Here is a 16,554-nt window from a genome sequence, read left to right as displayed (position 1 = left end):
TTCAGATCTCTTTCGCCTGCGGCGATATCCATCATGCATGAATCATAATTCACGGCACCGGATTGTCAAAGCGCATGCCAAAACGAAAAAAAAGGCCGGGTTTGCACCCGACCTTTCCACATTCCGAAGTCCGAAGCGATTAACGCTTGGAGAACTGGAACGAACGGCGGGCCTTGGCCTTACCGTACTTCTTACGCTCGACGACGCGGCTGTCGCGGGTCAGGAAGCCACCCTTCTTCAGGACCGAGCGCAGACCCGGTTCGAAGTAGGTGAGTGCCTTGGAGACGCCGTGACGAACGGCACCGGCCTGGCCGGAAAGACCGCCGCCTGCAACCGTTGCGATGATGTCGAACTGGCCGTCACGGGCAGCAGCGACGATCGGCTGACGCAGAATCATCTGCAGAACCGGACGTGCGAAGTATTCCGTGAATTCCTTGCCGTTGATGACGATCTTGCCGGAGCCCGGCTTGACCCATACACGAGCAACAGCGTTCTTGCGCTTGCCGGTCGCGTAGGAGCGGCCAAGCGAATCGACCTTACGGACGTGTGCCGGAGCCGAAGCTTCGGTAGTCGTGCCGAGATCCTTCAGGGAGGAGAGGTCAGCCATTCTTAGGCGCTCCTTACGTTCTTCTTGTTCAGCGAGGCGACGTCGAGAGCGACAGGCTGCTGAGCTTCATGAGGATGGTTGGAACCAGCGTAAACGCGCAGGTTCTTCATCTGGCGACGACCGAGCGGGCCACGCGGAACCATGCGCTCGACTGCCTTTTCAAGAACGCGCTCCGGGAAGCGGCCTTCCATGATCTGGCGAGCGGTACGCTCCTTGATGCCGCCGGCGAAACCCGTGTGCCAGTAGTAAACCTTGTCGGAATACTTCTTGCCGGTGAATACGACCTTGTCGGCATTGATGACGATGACATTGTCGCCGTCGTCAACGTGAGGAGTGAAAGTAGCCTTGTGCTTGCCGCGCAGACGCATGGCGATAACAGAAGCGAGACGACCAACGACAAGCCCTTCGGCGTCGATGATGACCCACTTCTTCTCTACCTCTGCAGGCTTCTGGGAGAAGGTTGCCATAGTAGTTACTCTCTTTTGATCCCTTGGCCCGAAGGCGAAAGGGCGTTTCTTGTTGCTTGATTTGGGAGCCCTGGGGCGCACCAAAAAGAAAGCAGCCGGGAAAGGCTGCGTTCTGGCGGTGTGTATAGAGGTTGCGGCCGATAGCGTCAATATTGCCGCAGGCTACGGCCGCAAAAACAAATAAATGAAATCAATGCGTTAAGTGTGTGGTATTTTGATACCTCAATTTTCAACGCTTCGATGTCAACGCTTTGGCGCCAACGGCATCGCTTGTCCTCGAAATGACTGGCCTTTTGTGGCAGGACTGATAGCACGAAATCGACATGCAGGGAGTTTCATCATGGCCGAAGTTCTATCGTTCCGCACCGATGCCGGCAAAGCCAGCGGTTCGCTCGTGCTGCGCCAGCTTTCCGATGGCGTGCTGCGGCTGACCCTGAACAATCCTCCCGCCAATCACCTGTCGCTCGCCATGATGGAGACGCTGATGGGCGAGTTGCAGAATGCGGCCGAGGACGACGACGTGCGCGTAGTGATCATCGCATCGACGGGCGATGTTTTCTCGGCCGGCCATGATCTCAAGGAACTAGCCGAGCATCGCGCCGATGCCGATGACGGCGAGGCGTTCTTCGAGGAGACCTTCGCTCTTGCGGTCGATTTGATGCTGGAGATCACCAAGCTGCCGAAGCCCGTCATCGCCGAGATCGACGGACTTGCGACCGCCGCCGGATGCCAACTAGTCGCTTCCTGCGATCTCGCAATCTGCACCGACACGGCGACCTTCTGCACGCCGGGCGTCAACATCGGGCTTTTCTGCGCGACGCCGATGGTGGTGCTGACGCGCTCCGCCCATCGCAAGCAGGCGATGGAGATGCTTTTGACCGGCGAAACGATCGACGCTTCAACAGCCAAGGATTTCGGCCTGGTCAACCGCATCGTGCCGAAACAATACCTGCAGCAGGTCGTCACCAAATACGCGTCGGTGATTGCAAGCAAATCGCCTATGGCGCTCCAGATCGGTAAGGAAGCCTTCTATCGACAGGTCGAAATGCCGATCGAGGAAGCTTACGGCTATGCCGCCGAAGTCATGGTGGACAGCATGATGACGGAGGATGCGGAAGAGGGGATCGGGGCATTCCTGGAGAACAGGATGCCGGATTGGTCGAGGGACTGAGAAAATGGCAAGAATTACGCAGTTTGAGTTAGCTTCAATGCAGCGGTTTCAGCTGCACGATCCCATCGACGCCAAGATATTCGTGCACGAGTATGATGGCCGACGTCTTATGCAAATATCAACTTATGGCAGAGACAGTCGCCAAAAGCCTGGAAAGTTAAGCCAGACCATCCAACTCGACGAGAGTGCTGCGAAGCAACTGTTCGATCTGCTCGGCAAAGAGTTTGGTTTCAGATGATGCCTGCTACGCCAGCTTCAGCAATAGCCCGCCGAGCGCGATGATCGCGCCGGCGAGATAGCGCCAGGGGCTGGCTTTCTCCTTCAGGAATACGACGGAGATGATGAGCGCGAAGAGGATCGACGTTTCGCGCAGCGCTGCGACGGTGGCGACAGGCGCCTTGGTCATGGCCCAGAGCGCCAGCCCATAGGATGCGATCGATCCGGTGCCGCCGATCAGGCCACGCCACCAGTTCACCTTCACGTGCATCGCAACCGCATAGGCGCCGCGCCGCGAGATCGCCCAGCTGAGCAGCAGCACCGGCGGCAACAGCGACATCCACAGCGTATAGGAGATCGCATTGCCCGATATCCGCGCGCCGATGCCGTCGACATAAGTGTAGGTGGCGATGACCACGGCATTGGCGAGCGCCAGACGAATGGCGTTGCCGCTGCCGCGCTTGGCCTCGAAGGCGAGCGTCAAAATGCCGGCGCAGATGGTGATCGTGCCGATCAGCGCGCCGCCCGACAGGCTCTCGCCAAGAACAAAGCCGCTCGTCGCCGCCACCAAGAGCGGCGCGCAGCCACGCATCAGCGGATAGACGAGGCCGATGTCGCCGGCTCGATAGGCGCCTGCGACCAGCTGGAAATAGGCGAACTGCAAAATCGCCGAAGCGCCGATATAGGGCAGGGCCTCGATAGCGGGAAAGGGCAGGAAGGGCAGGAAAGGCAGGGCCGCGATTGCGCCGCCCGCCGAGATCAGGCTCGCGTCCAGCGATTTGTCCGTCCCGGCCTTGATCAAGGCGTTCCAGGTCGCGTGAAGAAGCGCGCCGAACAGGACCAACAGGATGACGGTGAGGGACAAAAGAACTACCTGATGGTGTGGCGAAAAGACGGGACAAAGCTTGTTACGCCGTCATCAGGAAAATGCAACAGCGGCCATTGAGATGAAGCTATGCAGTTCCCTCTCTGCTTAATCGATTATGCAACCTTCGGACGATCATATCGTCAAGCGGCCGTTGCGATACGTACGCCAGAAGTTTCAAACATTTTTCCCTCATTCAACTATGAGGTGTTTCTAAAATGGCCGTGAACAAATGAGGACATAAACAGTATATACAGTGAACATTGGCTGAGGTGAGTGCATTAACCCGGATGGGTGATGCAAATAGATCACAAAAGACCACGCGGAGGCGAGTCCGGCCTGTCAAAATTGGTGGGTTTTATGCCCGTCTGATGGGCAGCCGCTCGACCGGAATTTCGTGTCTCAGAGCGAATAGTCCGGAATGAACAGCATCCCGTCCAGGTTGTCGATATTCTGACAGTTCAGGACCCTGCATTTCGGGTTGTCCTTGGTCGGAACAGTGGTCCATTCGGCATATTCGTTGGCGTCGCACATCCGGCTGTTGCGCACATAGCGGTCGTAGAGCGTCATGCCGCGAACGCGGGTGGAGGGGTAGCGCAAGATGACGGCTCCCTCGTTATGGATCGCGGCGCGCGCCCGGTCGCAGCTGATCGTCTGTGAGTTATAGCGCGATATCGCGAGCGCCGGGGTTGCTGCGAGCAGCGCGGCGGTGAACACAAGCACTTTTCTCACGGCAATCTCCTCCTTAGGCATCCGGCGTACCTATTATATATAGGAAGCGCTTTAGCGCTGTCATTGAGTTGGAGACAAGGCAAGATGGATCACGATCACTATAGCGACGAATACATCCTCGATATCCTCCGGTCGGTGAAGACGATCGCGCTCACCGGCGCGTCGCCCAATCCCGCAAGGCCGAGCAATGGCGTCATGGGCTATCTTCTGTCGCGCGGCTACGAGGTCATGCCCGTCAATCCCGGGCAGGTCGGCAAGCGCATCCAGGGGCAGGAGGTCTTCGGCCACCTCGCTGACGTGCCCGTGCCGGTCGACATGATCGATGTCTTCCGCGCCTCAAACTATCTGTCGGAGGTGGTGGACGAGGCGTTAGCGATGAACCCGCGGCCGAAAGTGATCTGGGCGCAGCTCGGCGTGCGCGACGATGCCGCTGCCGCCAAAGCCGAGGCCGCCGGCATCAAGGTTGTCATGGACCGCTGCCCGGCAATCGAGTACCCACGCCTCATCGGCTGAGAAGGGCAAATTTTTCGCCAAACGCGCCTCGGTTGAAACGGATGGCGATTAACTTTTGCCGATCGTCCGCTATGCTCGCCGCCATAATGTCAAATCAGAACGGGAGGACTTCATGACCGCGAATGATCCGGGTTTCAATACGTTGGCCGTGCATGCGGGCGCAAAGCCCGATCCGGCGACCGGCGCCCGCGCCACGCCGATCTACCAGACGACGGCTTACGTCTTCAACGATGCCGATCACGCCGCCGCACTCTTCGGCCTGCAGGAATTCGGCAATATCTACACCCGCATCATGAACCCCACCCAGGCTGTGCTCGAAGAGCGTGTCGCAGCGCTTGAGGGCGGCACGGCAGCGCTCGCCGTCGCCTCTGGTCATGCCGCGCAGATGATCGTCTTCCACACGCTGCTGCGCCCAGGCGAAAACTTCGTCGCAGCCAAGCGCCTCTATGGCGGCTCCATCAACCAGTTCGGCCACGCCTTCGATAATTTCGGCTGGCAGGTGCGCTGGGGTGATTCCGCCGATCCGGCGAGCTTCGAAAGCCAGATCGACGAAAACACCCGGGCGATCTTCATCGAAAGCCTCGCCAATCCCGGCGGCACTTTTGTCGATATCGCGGCAATCGCCGATGTCGCCCACAAGCACGGCCTGCCGCTGATCGTCGACAACACGATGGCCAGCCCCTATCTCATCCGCCCGGTTGAACACGGCGCTGATATCGTCGTGCACTCGCTAACAAAGTTCCTCGGCGGCCACGGCAATTCCATGGGCGGTATCATCGTCGACGGCGGCACCTTCGACTGGTCGAAATCCGGCAACTATCCGATGCTATCGAGCCCGCGGCCGGAATATAACAGCGTCGTCCTGCATTCGACCTTCGGCAACTTCGCCTTCGCCATCGCTTGCCGCGTGCTCGGCTTGCGCGACCTCGGTCCGGCCATCTCGCCCTTCAACGCTTTCCTGATCCTCACAGGCATCGAAACGCTGCCGCTGCGCATGCAGCGCCACAGCGAAAACGCCGCGACGGTCGCCAAATGGCTGAAGGCGCACAGCAAGATCGCCTGGGTCAATTACGCCGGCCTGGAGGACGATCCGAACCATGCGTTGCAGCAGCGCTATTCGCCAAAAGGGGCGGGCTCCGTCTTCACCTTCGGCGTCAAGGGCGGCTACGAGGCCGGCAAGTCGCTGGTCGAGGGCCTTCAGCTCTTCTCCCACCTCGCCAACATCGGCGACACTCGCTCGCTGGTCATCCACCCGGCCTCGACGACCCACCGCCAGCTGACCGACGAGCAAAAGACCGCCGCCGGCGCCGGCCCGGATGTCGTGCGCCTGTCTATTGGCATCGAGGACGTCAAGGACATCATCGCCGATCTCGAACAGTCGCTGGCGAAGGTGTGAGGCGCAATGGCAAAGCAGCTCAAGCTCGATATCTCGGGCGTCGAACCTGAAGTCGGCGCCCCGGCGGAGGATCGGTTGATCGCGGGCGATCCGCAGTTTCGGACGTGGAACCTGGAGGAGGCCGATGGTGGCCTCTATGCGGGCATCTGGGAGGCGACGCCGGGCAAGTGGCGCATCGTCTATGACGAGTGGGAGTATTTCAACATTCTCTCTGGCCACTCGATCGTCACCGAGGACGGTGGCCAGCCCGTCCACTTGCGCGCCGGCGACCGGATGATCCTGAGACCTGGCTTCAAGGGAACCTGGGAAGTCATTGAAACGACTCGCAAGGACTATGTCATCAGGCTCTGATGGCATTGTCCCCGTGCAGGGACATCCTTGTTGCGCCGTTCAGTCCTGATCCTCTCGGGCGCCGGAAAATGCCGCGGCAAAGCCGGGTGATGCGATGAGGTCCATGGTCCGCCGCAGATTTTCGGAGGCATCCTTGCCGAATGCTGCGTCGAAGCGCGCCTGTGCCTCGCGCCACAGGCCGTTCGTGTCGCTCCACAACTGATTGCCCTTCTCGGTCAGCCGCACGCGCTTGACGCGCCGGTCGTGCTCGTCGGCCACGAGTTCGACGAGACCGTCGCGCTGCAGCGGCTTCAGCGTGTGGCCAAGCGCCGAGAGATCCATCACCATCGCCTCGGCCAGCAGCTTCAGCGGCGTTTCGCGGCCAAGCTTGATCTGCGTCAGCAGCGTGTACTGCGTGATCTTCAAGCCGCTCGGCGCCAGCACGTCTTCATAAAGCTGGCCCAATTGCCGTGAGGCGCGCTTGAGCGCGCTGTTGCTGCAATAATTCCATGCCCCGTCAGGGGTGTTGTTGTCTGCCATCGCATGTTCTCCATCGGTGATGTCTTCCGATTGGTGGCGATCCGTCAACCGCTAAACGGCACATCTCTTTCATCGCCTCTTGCGCGCACAGATCCGTCACCTAGATATAGTGGCATATACCAGTAAATTTCAACGCGCCTTGCCAGATCGGGCAGGGTGAGTTCAAACAAGGAAGGAATGCCACCATGTCCACCGCTACTCTCGGAACCGCACTCGTCACCGGCGCCTCGTCCGGCATCGGTGCCACCTATGCCGATCGCCTTGCCAAGCGCGGCCATGATCTCATTCTCGTCGCCCGCGATGCCGCGCGCCTGCAGGCGCTGGCCGACCGGTTGACTGGTGAGACCGGTGTGAAAGTGAGCGTGCTGCCGGCCGACCTTACCGATCGCGCCGACGTCAGGATTGTGGAAAAGCGCCTGCGCGAGGACACGGATATCAGCCTGCTCGTCAACAATGCCGGTATCGGCCCCAAGGGTACTCTGGTGGAGGATGACATCGATTATCTCGAGACGATGATCGAGCTGAACGTGGTTGCCGCCAATCGGCTTGCCGTTGCCGCTGCCCAAGCTTTCGCCGAGCGGGGCAGGGGCGCCATCGTCAACATCGCATCGGTCGTCGCCTATATTCCGGAGCGCTTCAACGGCACCTACAGCGCCACCAAGGCTTTTGTCCTCAACTTGACCCAGGCCATCCATTCGGAAGTCGCGGAAAAGGGCGTCAAGGTTCAGGCGGTCATGCCCGGCCTGACCCGCACGGAAATCTTCGAGCGCGTCGGCCGCTCCTTCGACCAGATGCCGCCCTCGATGGTGATGGACGTGAACGACATGGTGGACGCGGCCCTTGCGGGCTTCGATCAGGGCGAGCTGGTCACCATCCCGTCCTTGCCCGATAGCGGCGATCTCGATGCCGCAACGACAGCGCGCCTGGCGCTTGGGCCCAACCTCTCGCACAACAAGCCGGCAGCGCGTTACAGCGTGACGGCGGGTTAGCCGCGCTCGTCGCTCGGCGCGAAGTCGGCACGCACGATGCCGTGGCGCTGCAGTTTGTCGTAGAAGGTCTTTCGCGGAATGCCGAGTTCCGCGATCGTCCTGCGCACATCGCCGTCATTGGCGTCGAGCACGTCGCGGATGATGCTGGCCTCGTAGCGGTCCAGCCGATCGGGCAGGGGCAAGCCCTCGCCGAGATCCGTGGGCTTCGCCTCGGCCGCGCTGCTGCCGAACTGCTCGACGCCAAGCACGAAACGCTCGGCAAAATGCGATAGCTCACGCACGTTGCCGGGCCAGTCGTGGCCCTGCAAATGCCGGTGCACAACGGAAGACGCAACCGGCATATCGCGCTTGAAGCGCTTCGCCGCCCGCTCGGCGAAATAGCCGAAGAGCAGCGGAATGTCGTCGCGCCGTTCCCTGAGCGGCGGGATCGAGATCGTCACCACATTCAGCCGGTAATAGAGGTCCTCACGGAACTCGCCGCGCTGCCGGGGATCGCCGAGATCGACCTTGGCGGCGGCGACCACGCGCAGGTCGACCGGCCGCACCTCGTTGGTCCCAAGCGGCGTCACCTCGCGCATTTCAAGCACACGCAGCATCTGCACTTGCGTCGATGGCGCCATGCTCTCGATCTCGTCGAGGAACAACGTGCCGCCGCTGGCGTGCTCGATACGCCCGACACGCTTCTTCTGCGCGCCGGTAAAGGCGCCGGGCTCGTGGCCGAACAGCTCGCTTTCGATTACCGTCTCCGGCAGTGCGCCGCAGTTGAGCGCCACGAAGTTCCCGGCCTTGCGCCGCCCCCATTGGTGCAGCAGGCTGGCCACGACTTCCTTGCCGCTGCCGGTCTCGCCTGTCACCAGCACGTCGACATCGGTATCGGCGATCTGCCGCAGCGTATGGCGCAGCCGCTCCATCGCCGGCGTCTGGCCGATCAGCGGCAGGTCGTCGCGCACCTGCTCGCTCGCCTTGCGCAAGGCCCGGTTCTCCAGCACCAGACGCCGCTTCTCCACCGCCCGGCGCACGCTCTGCACCAGCCGGTCGGCGGGGAAGGGCTTGCTGATGAAATCATACACACCCTGCTGGATCGCCTTCACCGCCATCGGGATATCGCCGTGACCCGTCACCAGAATGACGGGAAGATCCTGGTCCTGTCGCTGCACGCGGTCGAACAGCTGCAGGCCGTCCATCTGCGGCATGCGGATATCGGAGACGATGATCCCCGGAAAATCCGCCGTCAGCGCTCCCAGCGCATCGACCGCCGACGAAAAGGCGGAAACTGAAAAGCCCGCCAGTTCCAGCGTCTGCTTGGTGGCGCGCAGAAGGTCCTTGTCGTCGTCGACGAGGAAGATGGATGCGGCGTCTGTCATGGCTTTGCTCTCACGAGATGCACGATGAAGCTTGTTCCCTGGTCGCTGCTCGAGACCTCGATGCGCCCGCCGTAATCGGCGACGATGTCCTTCGAGATCACCAGACCAAGGCCGAGGCCCTTTTCCTTGGAGGTGTTGAAGGGCGTAAACAGCGAGGCGAGGATGGCGGCGGGTATGCCCGGGCCGTTGTCGGCGACGATCACCTCGACGTCCTCATCCGTCGCGACCGCCGAGATTTCCACCCGCGCATCGCTGCGCCCCTCCAGCGCTTCCAGCGCGTTTTGAAACAGGTTGATCAGAATCTGCTCGAGCCGAACCCTGTTGCCGAGAACCTGCAGCCCCGGCGGCGGCAGCTTGATACTGAGCGCCTGCAATTGTCCGGCAAAGCGGCTCTTGAGCAGCACCACGGCGCCCTCGATCACGTCGCGCAGTTCCACCGGCTCCGGCGCCGTCCGGCCTTTGCGTGCGAAGGCCTTCAGCTCCTCGGTGATCGAACCGATCCGCTCGGTCAGCGCAGCGATGGCGCCGAGGTTCTCCTTCACCGGCTCGGCCTGTTCGCGATCGAGGAAGACGCGCGCATTATCAGCATAGGCGCGGATGGTCGCGACCGGCTGGTTGATCTCATGCGCGACGCCGGCCGCGACCTGGCCGAGAATGGCAAGCCGGTTTGCCTGGACAAGCTCCTGCTGCACGACCTGCAGCCTGGATTCGGTGTTCCTGTGGTCGGCGATCTCTTCCTGCAGACGGTCGCGCGCGCGGCTGAGGTCCTCGGTGCGGGCGACGACCCGGCGCTCGAGCTCCTCTCGCATCGACAATTCCACCGCGATGCGCATGGCCGCACTCTGCCTGCGCCTGAGCAGGAACGCCGCGACCGCGAGGATGGGCACCAGCACGGCGAGCGAGAGCAAACGCATTTCCCGTACGGACGAGGCGACGGCGGCCTCCGTCGGCACCAGATACTCCAGTCGCCAGGGCGTCGTCGGCACCGTGGCGTAGAGGCGCAGATATTCCGCGGCACTGCTGCCGGGAAGGATCGCGGAAACCAGCGATGTCTTGGGGTCGATGATATCGGGCCTGACGACCGGCAGCGGCGTCAGCGGCGCATCGCCGAATTGCAGGCTCTCGCGGATGGCGGCAAGCTCCTGCTGCGGGACCGGCACCGCCGTCATGAAGCGCCATGAGGGGATGCTGGTGATCAGGACGACGCCGTGCTCGTCGGTCACATAGACCGGCCGGCGCGTGTCGCGCCAGTCGGTCTCGAGCTGGTCGAATTCGAGCTTCACCACCACGACCCCGAGCGGCGCGTCGGCGCTGCCGACCCGGCGGGAGATGTAGAGACCCGGCCGCTTGCTCACGCTGCCGAGCGCGAAATGCTCCGCCGTTCCCTGCTGCATCGCCCGCTTGAAATAGTCGCGGAATGTATAGTCGTTACCGACGAAGCTGATCGGTTCACGCCAGTTGCTGGACGCGATGGCAAGGCCATCGGTGCCGATGACATAGAGGACCGCCGCCTGCGTGCCCGTTACTAGCCGCTCCAGCTTGCGGTTCAATATGTCGATATCGTTGACGCTGGTGGAGGACAGCGCGTTGAGGACCTGCTGGTCCTCGGCGAGCAGCAATGGCAGCGCGCGCGGGCGCTCAAGCACGGCCGTCAGTAGCGCCACCTTCAGGCTGGCGTCAGTCTGGCTCTGGGTCGCGAGCGCGTTGATCGACGAACTGCGCCCGTAAAGTGCCGCACCGATCAGGGCTGCGACAAGCAAGGCGGCCGAGAACGCGACGAAGAGGATCCAGCCGCGCCGCGTCCTGCGATCGACGTCGTCAATGGTCTCAAATCCCTGAATGCTCGGCGTATTTGGCATGGGGTTCAGTGTGCGGATTTTCGCACATACGTCAAATGAAATTGTGCGACAATTCGCGCAATGGCGCTCCGGCTACGTTTCGGCCCGGAAGAAAAGTCTTTTGAATCATGGCGATATTGCGGCGCGCGGAAACTGGCACGGTCATTGCTAAGTAGCTGCGAATAGCCGGAAGGCTGTTGATTGAAACGCAGTTGCCCCGGGAGGCCGGTCAGGTTTGGGGGCTTTATGGAGGACACTATGGGTGTTGAAATTCCAGCCGCCGAGCCGCGGACCAAGATGCCGTTCTACCGGCATCTCTATTTCCAGGTCGTCGTCGCCATCATCGCCGGCATGCTGATCGGCCATTTCTGGCCTGATTTCGGCGCCAGCCTGAAGCCGCTCGGCGATGCCTTTATCCGCCTCGTCAAGATGATCATCGCGCCGGTCATCTTCCTCACTGTCGCAACCGGCATCGCCGGCATGTCGGACCTGAAGAAGGTCGGCCGCGTCGCCGGCAAGGCGATGCTCTATTTCATCGTATTCTCGACGCTCGCGCTCATCGTCGGCCTCATCGTCGGCAATCTGCTGCATCCGGGCTCCGGCATGAACATCGATCCGGCGACGCTCGACGGCAAGGCTGTCTCGACCTACGCCACCAAGGCGCATGAAACCACGATCACCGGCTTCCTGATGAACATCATCCCGGAAACCATCGTCGGCGCATTTGCCCAGGGCGACATCCTGCAGGTGCTGTTCTTCTCGGTTCTGTTCGGCATCGCGCTCGGCATGGTCGGCGAGAAGGGCAAGCCCGTCACGGATTTCCTGACCGCGCTCACCGCCCCGGTTTTCCGCCTCGTCGCCATCCTGATGAAGGCCGCCCCGATCGGAGCGTTCGGCGCCATGGCGTTCACCATCGGCAAATACGGTATCGGTTCGGTCGCCAATCTCGCTTACCTCATCCTCACCTTCTACATCACGGCTCTTCTCTTCGTGCTGGTCGTGCTGGGTGCGGTTGCGAAGTATAACGGCTTCTCGATCCTGTCGCTGATCCGCTACATCAAGGAAGAGCTGCTGCTCGTCCTCGGCACCTCCTCGTCGGAAGCGGCTCTGCCGGGTCTGATGCAGAAGATGGAACGCGCCGGCTGCAAGCGCCCGGTCGTCGGCCTGGTCATCCCGACCGGCTATTCGTTCAATCTCGATGGCACCAACATCTACATGACGCTGGCGGCGTTGTTCATCGCCCAGGCAACCGGCATCGATCTGTCGCTCGGCGACCAGATCCTGCTGCTCCTCGTTGCGATGCTGTCGTCCAAGGGTGCCGCAGGCATCACCGGCGCCGGCTTCATCACGCTGGCCGCGACCCTGTCGGTCGTCCCCTCGGTCCCGGTCGCCGGCATGGCGCTGATCCTCGGCATCGACCGCTTCATGTCGGAATGCCGCGCTCTGACCAACCTGGTCGGCAACGCTGTCGCCACCGTCGTGGTCGCCCGCTGGGAAAATGAACTCGACCAGGAAAAGTTCGCCGCCGCCATGGCCGGTCAGCTGCCGGAAGAGCTCGATCAGCCGGTTCCGACGCTGCAGGCTGCCGAGTAAGGCAAACAAACCAAAGAACAGCCTGCGTTAACAGGCAGCTGTGCCTCCCAAGGCGGATGGCCGCGCTCCCGAGAGGGAGCGCGGTCGTTTTATTTGGCCGTTTCTCAGCGAGAGGGCCAGCTGAGATCGAGTCGGTCGAGCCCATGGAAATGGTAGACGTCCTTGACCTCGGGCGTCTTGGCCAACTTCAGGCCGGGCAGGCGGTCGAACAGGATCGGCAGCACCACGTTGAGCTCCAGCCGCGCCAGCGGCGCGCCGATGCAGAAGTGAATGCCGGCGCCGAAGGAGAGGTTGGCCGCTTCGCGGCGATCCGGCTTGAAGGTCAGCGGATCGGTGAACTTCAGCGGATCGAGATTGGCCGCGGCCAGGATCAGGCTCACCTTGTCGCCGCGCTTGAACGATATACCGTCGATCTCGGCCGGCTCCAGCGCCCAGCGCTGGAAGATGTGAACCGGCGCGCAGATGCGCAGCGATTCCTCGACGGTCCGCTCCGTCGTTTCCTCGTCCTTGAACAATTCTGAAGGCGCAAAGCCGCTGTCGAGGATCATCCGCACCGAATTGCCGATCTGGTGCACCGTCGCCTCATGCCCGGCATTCAAAAGCACGATCGTCGTCGAGACGAGCTCGTCCTCTGTCAGATACTGGCCCTTGTGCTCGGTGTGGATCATGTGCGTCAAAAGATCGTCGCGCGGATTGGCGCGGCGCTCGGCGATCACGGTCTTCACGTAGTCGGAGAATTCCTTCGCGGCCTTTTCAGCGCCATCCTCGTCGGCGCGGGTGCGGCCGAAGAGATACATGCGGATATAGGCGTGAGACCATTTCAGAAGCTGCGGCCCCATCTCCTCCGGGATGCCGATCATCCGCGCGATCATCGTGACCGGTATGATGTCGGCGAAGGCCGAGAGCAACTCGACCTCGCCCTTGTGCTCGAACTGGTCGATCAGCCGGTTGGCGAGCTCTTCGAGCTCCGGCTTCATCTTCTCGACATGGCGCGAAACGAAGGCGCGGTTGACGAGCGTGCGCAGGCGCGTGTGTTCCGGCGGCTCAAGTTCGAGCAGGGAATAGCGTTCGGCGAGATCGAAGTTGACGACGTGCTGGTCGGGCTCGGGAAGCCCCAGCTCCTCGCGGCTGGCGATATGCAGGATCTGCCGGCCGAAGCGGCGGTCGCGCAACAGCGCGTTCACATGGTCATATGAAGTGAAAAACCACTGCTTCTGCTCTTCCCAGTAAAATGTGGGACAGTGGGTATGCAGTGCCGCGTATGCGGCATTGGGATTGCTGTAGAACAAGGGGCTGCGCGCATCGATAGAGACGCGGCGCGCAGCAGGGTCAATGGACATGTAAGGCAATGTGATCATGCCCGAGGCTTAGCGGATTTGCCCAACCTCGGGAAGAGAGCACAACCTATTGTCAGCGTCCAAGTGATCCCACACGACGCAGCGCATGGATCTGGTCGTCGAGCGTCGGCACGAGTTCGCCCGTCGTGTGATCCGGCTTTTCTTCCGGCGGTGGCGGCGCTGCCGCCTCGGCCTCGCCGAAGGTGACGGTGCAGTTTCGGCCCGCGGCCTTGGCGGCATAGAGCGCGCGGTCGGCTGCCGATACCAGCTTGTCCATATTGGCCTCGATGGGCGAGGCAAGGGCGACGCCGATGCTGACGGTGGCCGGAATGATGGCATCGCCGGTGCTGACGGGAACGCGGCAGAACTCGGTGCGGATCGTTTCGGCGAGCGCCTCGGCCTCCGTCTGGTCGGCGACGCTTGCGAACGCGCCGAATTCCTCGCCGCCCATGCGGCCGAACACGCCAGCAGGCGTAAACTGCTGCGCCATGCGGGCAAAGACCGTCAGCACGGCGTCACCACCCTGATGGCCGAAGCGATCATTGATGCGCTTGAAATTGTCGAGATCGAACAGGAGAACGGCGACCTGCCGGTTCTCGTCAAATGCCTTCGTCTGGATGCGCGTGAACTGCGCAAACAGGCCGCGGCGATTGAGAACACCAGTCAACGTGTCGGTGAGGCTGAGAATACGCAATTTCTGCTCCGAGCGCTCCATGATGAGACGAACCGTCAGCGCGCAGGCGAGCGTCAGCATCAGCGCCGTACCCATGGCGGCGAGGCCCGCGATATTGGCCGCTTCCATATCATCAGGCGAGAGCACCGCAACCGCTCCGGCGGCGATAAAACAGACGCAAGCCTGCAGAATAAACATGACCGCGAGCTTCGCGCGGGCCGATTCCCGGTTGAGACCGGGCGAACTGACCGCCATGGTCAGCGCCGTCGCGCCCGTTGCCGAGGCGAGGTTGTAGAGTGCAACCCGGTTCGGGTAGTCGTCGTGCACCCAGGGCAGGAACACGCCGGCTAGCCAGACGACCGGCGGCAAAAGCACCCACCATTCGATCTTTCGCCGGTCGAGCGCCAGATATCCCGCCACCCAGGCGCTCTGGCCCACAAGCGCGATGGTATTGCCCACCTCGACCGACAGGTAGCTTGGAACGTGGCCGCGCAACGCGACCAGTGCAAATCCGATGCCGCTGAGCGCAAAGCCCCAGCCCCAATAGAAATAAGTTTTATCTCGGACATTATGGCGCCAGGCAATGAACGCGACCAGCGCGAGCGTCATAGCCTCGGAGCACCAAATGGCCAGTCCTGTCGTAACATTGAACACGGCAATACCCCTTGTATTGCCGCATCCTCGCTAAATAAGCTGGCGACTTTGTTAATCGCGGAGCGGCAGCCCACGGGCCTCGTCCGTTATCTGGCGATAGGCTTTCCACGAGGTAAATGACAGGCGTCCCATACTGGGCGAATTCAGCATTTCTTCATCTTGCTGAAGAGAAAAGCTGTGAGCCGGGAGTATGGCCCGCCGCCGTTAATGACGGTTTTGAAGAATCTCCCTACAGAGGGGCTATGAAAACAGGCATGGTTTCCCACCGTCTTAACGTTATCCCAAGGCGCGTCTTGAAGAGAAGGGTAGGGAAGTTCTATGTAGGGATAAGGCATTTTCTTTGATTCCCGGCGTCGGGCCGGAAAGACGTTGACAAAGGACGCACATGAGAAACCCAGTCGATACCGCTATGGCCCTCGTGCCGATGGTTGTGGAACAGACCAATCGCGGTGAACGCTCCTACGACATTTATTCGCGCCTGCTCAAGGAACGCATCATTTTCCTGACGGGTCCGGTCGAGGATCACATGGCGACGCTCGTCTGCGCCCAGCTGCTTTTCCTCGAAGCCGAGAACCCCAAGAAGGAAATCGCGCTCTACATCAATTCGCCGGGTGGCGTCGTCACCGCCGGCATGGCGATCTACGATACGATGCAGTTCATCAAGCCTGCCGTGTCGACGCTGTGCATCGGCCAGGCCGCCTCCATGGGCTCGCTGCTTCTCGCAGCCGGCGACAAGGACATGCGCTTCGCGACACCGAACTCGCGCATCATGGTTCACCAGCCGTCGGGCGGCTTCTCGGGCCAGGCTTCGGACATCGAGCGTCACGCACGCGACATTCTCAAGATGAAGCGCCGCCTGAACGAAGTGTACGTCAAGCACACGGGCCGGACCTACGAGGAAGTTGAAAAGACGCTCGACCGTGACCATTTCATGGATGCGGCGGAAGCCAAGGACTGGGGCGTGATCGACAAGGTCCTGACGTCTCGCGTCGAGATCGAAGGCGCTGCGCCTAGTCAGAACTAGGGATGGTGTTTTCCCCGCCACAGTTCTATCTCATTTGTGATCGAACTAGGGAATAAACCGAGTGGCGGGTGAACCATTCTCAAGTATTAATGCTATGTTGAATTTTTATGACATAGCATTTGGCTTCGAAGGGGAGTTCGTTGCCGCCGGGGCCAAGACGGCCTAGTCTGGACCCGGTTCGTACCCCTTGACGGCCTTGGCCGGCTGTAGCTCCAAGTGGGGCAGGCCAATGAGTTGACCGCACT

At 61.3% G+C, this 16,554-nt stretch carries 17 protein-coding genes; 8 read left to right on the top strand and 9 right to left on the bottom strand.

Translation table 11 applies throughout. The features are described from left to right. Positions 1 to 139: 139 nt before the first annotated feature. Positions 140 to 607, bottom strand: a complete 468-nt coding sequence (gene rpsI / locus D460_RS0119380) for a 30S ribosomal protein S9 (protein WP_018900239.1) — start codon at positions 605 to 607, stop codon at positions 140 to 142. A 2-nt stretch (positions 608 to 609) separates the two neighbouring features. Then, positions 610 to 1,074, bottom strand: coding sequence for a 50S ribosomal protein L13 (gene rplM / locus D460_RS0119375; RefSeq protein WP_018900238.1), 465 nt, complete (start codon positions 1,072 to 1,074; stop codon positions 610 to 612). Between the two features lie 340 nt (positions 1,075 to 1,414). Between rplM and D460_RS0119370 the strand changes: the two genes are divergently transcribed. After that, entirely contained in the window at positions 1,415 to 2,245 is an 831-nt protein-coding gene (locus D460_RS0119370) for an enoyl-CoA hydratase (protein WP_018900237.1), read from the top strand. Positions 2,246 to 2,249: 4 nt separating this feature from the next. Further along, a complete protein-coding gene (locus D460_RS0119365) occupies positions 2,250 to 2,483 on the top strand; it encodes a hypothetical protein (RefSeq protein ID WP_018900236.1) in 234 nt (77 codons plus the stop codon). 6 nt (positions 2,484 to 2,489) lie between these two features. Here the strand turns inward: D460_RS0119365 and D460_RS0119360 are convergent, their stop codons facing one another. Together D460_RS0119360 and D460_RS0119355 are read right to left on the bottom strand one after the other, a co-directional pair. Beyond that, the gene (locus D460_RS0119360; protein WP_018900235.1) at positions 2,490 to 3,326 is read right to left on the bottom strand and encodes a DMT family transporter; all 837 of its coding nucleotides are present in this window, start codon (positions 3,324 to 3,326) and stop codon (positions 2,490 to 2,492) included. A 402-nt stretch (positions 3,327 to 3,728) separates the two neighbouring features. Then, on the bottom strand, positions 3,729 to 4,058 hold the full coding sequence (locus D460_RS0119355; RefSeq protein ID WP_018900234.1) for a hypothetical protein: 330 nt from the start codon (positions 4,056 to 4,058) through the stop codon (positions 3,729 to 3,731). An 84-nt stretch (positions 4,059 to 4,142) separates the two neighbouring features. Here D460_RS0119355 and D460_RS0119350 point away from each other — a divergent pair, with 84 nt between their 5' ends. The 3 genes from D460_RS0119350 (at position 4,143) to D460_RS0119340 (ending at position 6,318) form a co-directional block, all read left to right on the top strand. Further along, positions 4,143 to 4,571 (top strand): CoA-binding protein, encoded by a 429-nt coding sequence (locus D460_RS0119350; protein ID WP_018900233.1) that lies wholly within the window; start codon positions 4,143 to 4,145, stop codon positions 4,569 to 4,571. Between the two features lie 112 nt (positions 4,572 to 4,683). Next, positions 4,684 to 5,967, top strand: a complete 1,284-nt coding sequence (locus D460_RS0119345; protein ID WP_026283314.1) for an O-acetylhomoserine aminocarboxypropyltransferase — start codon at positions 4,684 to 4,686, stop codon at positions 5,965 to 5,967. 6 nt (positions 5,968 to 5,973) lie between these two features. Further along, positions 5,974 to 6,318, top strand: coding sequence for a cupin domain-containing protein (locus D460_RS0119340; RefSeq protein WP_018900231.1), 345 nt, complete (start codon positions 5,974 to 5,976; stop codon positions 6,316 to 6,318). 39 nt (positions 6,319 to 6,357) lie between these two features. On the opposite strand, the gene D460_RS0119335 is transcribed toward D460_RS0119340, so the two are convergent. Then, positions 6,358 to 6,837, bottom strand: coding sequence for a MarR family winged helix-turn-helix transcriptional regulator (locus tag D460_RS0119335; protein ID WP_037111652.1), 480 nt, complete (start codon positions 6,835 to 6,837; stop codon positions 6,358 to 6,360). A gap of 185 nt (positions 6,838 to 7,022) precedes the next feature. Between D460_RS0119335 and D460_RS0119330 the strand changes: the two genes are divergently transcribed. Beyond that, entirely contained in the window at positions 7,023 to 7,826 is an 804-nt protein-coding gene (locus D460_RS0119330) for an SDR family oxidoreductase (protein WP_018900229.1), read from the top strand. Here the strand turns inward: D460_RS0119330 and D460_RS0119325 are convergent. Both D460_RS0119325 and D460_RS0119320 read right to left on the bottom strand, forming a co-directional pair. Beyond that, positions 7,823 to 9,190, bottom strand: coding sequence for a sigma-54 dependent transcriptional regulator (locus D460_RS0119325; protein ID WP_018900228.1), 1,368 nt, complete (start codon positions 9,188 to 9,190; stop codon positions 7,823 to 7,825). The two genes, D460_RS0119330 and D460_RS0119325, sit on opposite strands and share 4 nt — an antisense overlap. Beyond that, a complete protein-coding gene (locus D460_RS0119320) occupies positions 9,187 to 11,049 on the bottom strand; it encodes a sensor histidine kinase (protein ID WP_018900227.1) in 1,863 nt (620 codons plus the stop codon). The genes D460_RS0119325 and D460_RS0119320 overlap by 4 nt, the downstream gene beginning before the upstream one ends. Before the next feature lie 237 nt (positions 11,050 to 11,286). Between D460_RS0119320 and D460_RS0119315 the strand changes: the two genes are divergently transcribed. Continuing rightward, complete coding sequence (locus D460_RS0119315) at positions 11,287 to 12,621, top strand: dicarboxylate/amino acid:cation symporter (protein WP_018900226.1); 1,335 nt, start codon at positions 11,287 to 11,289, stop codon at positions 12,619 to 12,621. Positions 12,622 to 12,725: 104 nt separating this feature from the next. On the opposite strand, the gene D460_RS0119310 is transcribed toward D460_RS0119315, so the two are convergent. Next, positions 12,726 to 13,979, bottom strand: coding sequence for a cytochrome P450 (locus D460_RS0119310; RefSeq protein WP_018900225.1), 1,254 nt, complete (start codon positions 13,977 to 13,979; stop codon positions 12,726 to 12,728). Between the two features lie 52 nt (positions 13,980 to 14,031). Beyond that, positions 14,032 to 15,285, bottom strand: a complete 1,254-nt coding sequence (locus D460_RS0119305; RefSeq protein ID WP_026283312.1) for a GGDEF domain-containing protein — start codon at positions 15,283 to 15,285, stop codon at positions 14,032 to 14,034. 385 nt (positions 15,286 to 15,670) lie between these two features. On the opposite strand from D460_RS0119305, the gene clpP reads away from it, so the two are divergent. Then, the gene (clpP, locus tag D460_RS0119300; RefSeq protein WP_026283311.1) at positions 15,671 to 16,309 is read left to right on the top strand and encodes an ATP-dependent Clp endopeptidase proteolytic subunit ClpP; all 639 of its coding nucleotides are present in this window, start codon (positions 15,671 to 15,673) and stop codon (positions 16,307 to 16,309) included. Positions 16,310 to 16,554 lie beyond the last annotated feature (245 nt).

This window comes from Rhizobium sp. 2MFCol3.1 (assembly GCF_000377565.1).
Lineage (GTDB): Bacteria > Pseudomonadota > Alphaproteobacteria > Rhizobiales > Rhizobiaceae > Rhizobium.
Note: the sequence above shows the minus strand (reverse complement) of the source record. Positions and strands in the feature narration are given on the sequence as shown.

What these genes read in the sequence shown, in the direction of transcription:
- rpsI (WP_018900239.1), bottom strand. Translation starts at nt 607, where the DNA reads ATGGCTGACCTCTCCTCCCTGAAGGATCTCGGCACGACTACCGAAGCT.
- rplM (WP_018900238.1), bottom strand. Translation starts at nt 1,074, where the DNA reads ATGGCAACCTTCTCCCAGAAGCCTGCAGAGGTAGAGAAGAAGTGGGTC.
- D460_RS0119370 (WP_018900237.1), top strand. Translation starts at nt 1,415, where the DNA reads ATGGCCGAAGTTCTATCGTTCCGCACCGATGCCGGCAAAGCCAGCGGT.
- D460_RS0119365 (WP_018900236.1), top strand. Translation starts at nt 2,250, where the DNA reads ATGGCAAGAATTACGCAGTTTGAGTTAGCTTCAATGCAGCGGTTTCAG.
- D460_RS0119350 (WP_018900233.1), top strand. Translation starts at nt 4,143, where the DNA reads ATGGATCACGATCACTATAGCGACGAATACATCCTCGATATCCTCCGG.
- D460_RS0119345 (WP_026283314.1), top strand. Translation starts at nt 4,684, where the DNA reads ATGACCGCGAATGATCCGGGTTTCAATACGTTGGCCGTGCATGCGGGC.
- D460_RS0119340 (WP_018900231.1), top strand. Translation starts at nt 5,974, where the DNA reads ATGGCAAAGCAGCTCAAGCTCGATATCTCGGGCGTCGAACCTGAAGTC.
- D460_RS0119335 (WP_037111652.1), bottom strand. Translation starts at nt 6,837, where the DNA reads ATGGCAGACAACAACACCCCTGACGGGGCATGGAATTATTGCAGCAAC.
- D460_RS0119330 (WP_018900229.1), top strand. Translation starts at nt 7,023, where the DNA reads ATGTCCACCGCTACTCTCGGAACCGCACTCGTCACCGGCGCCTCGTCC.
- D460_RS0119325 (WP_018900228.1), bottom strand. Translation starts at nt 9,190, where the DNA reads ATGACAGACGCCGCATCCATCTTCCTCGTCGACGACGACAAGGACCTT.
- D460_RS0119320 (WP_018900227.1), bottom strand. Translation starts at nt 11,049, where the DNA reads ATGCCAAATACGCCGAGCATTCAGGGATTTGAGACCATTGACGACGTC.
- D460_RS0119315 (WP_018900226.1), top strand. Translation starts at nt 11,287, where the DNA reads ATGGGTGTTGAAATTCCAGCCGCCGAGCCGCGGACCAAGATGCCGTTC.
- D460_RS0119310 (WP_018900225.1), bottom strand. Translation starts at nt 13,979, where the DNA reads ATGATCACATTGCCTTACATGTCCATTGACCCTGCTGCGCGCCGCGTC.
- clpP (WP_026283311.1), top strand. Translation starts at nt 15,671, where the DNA reads ATGAGAAACCCAGTCGATACCGCTATGGCCCTCGTGCCGATGGTTGTG.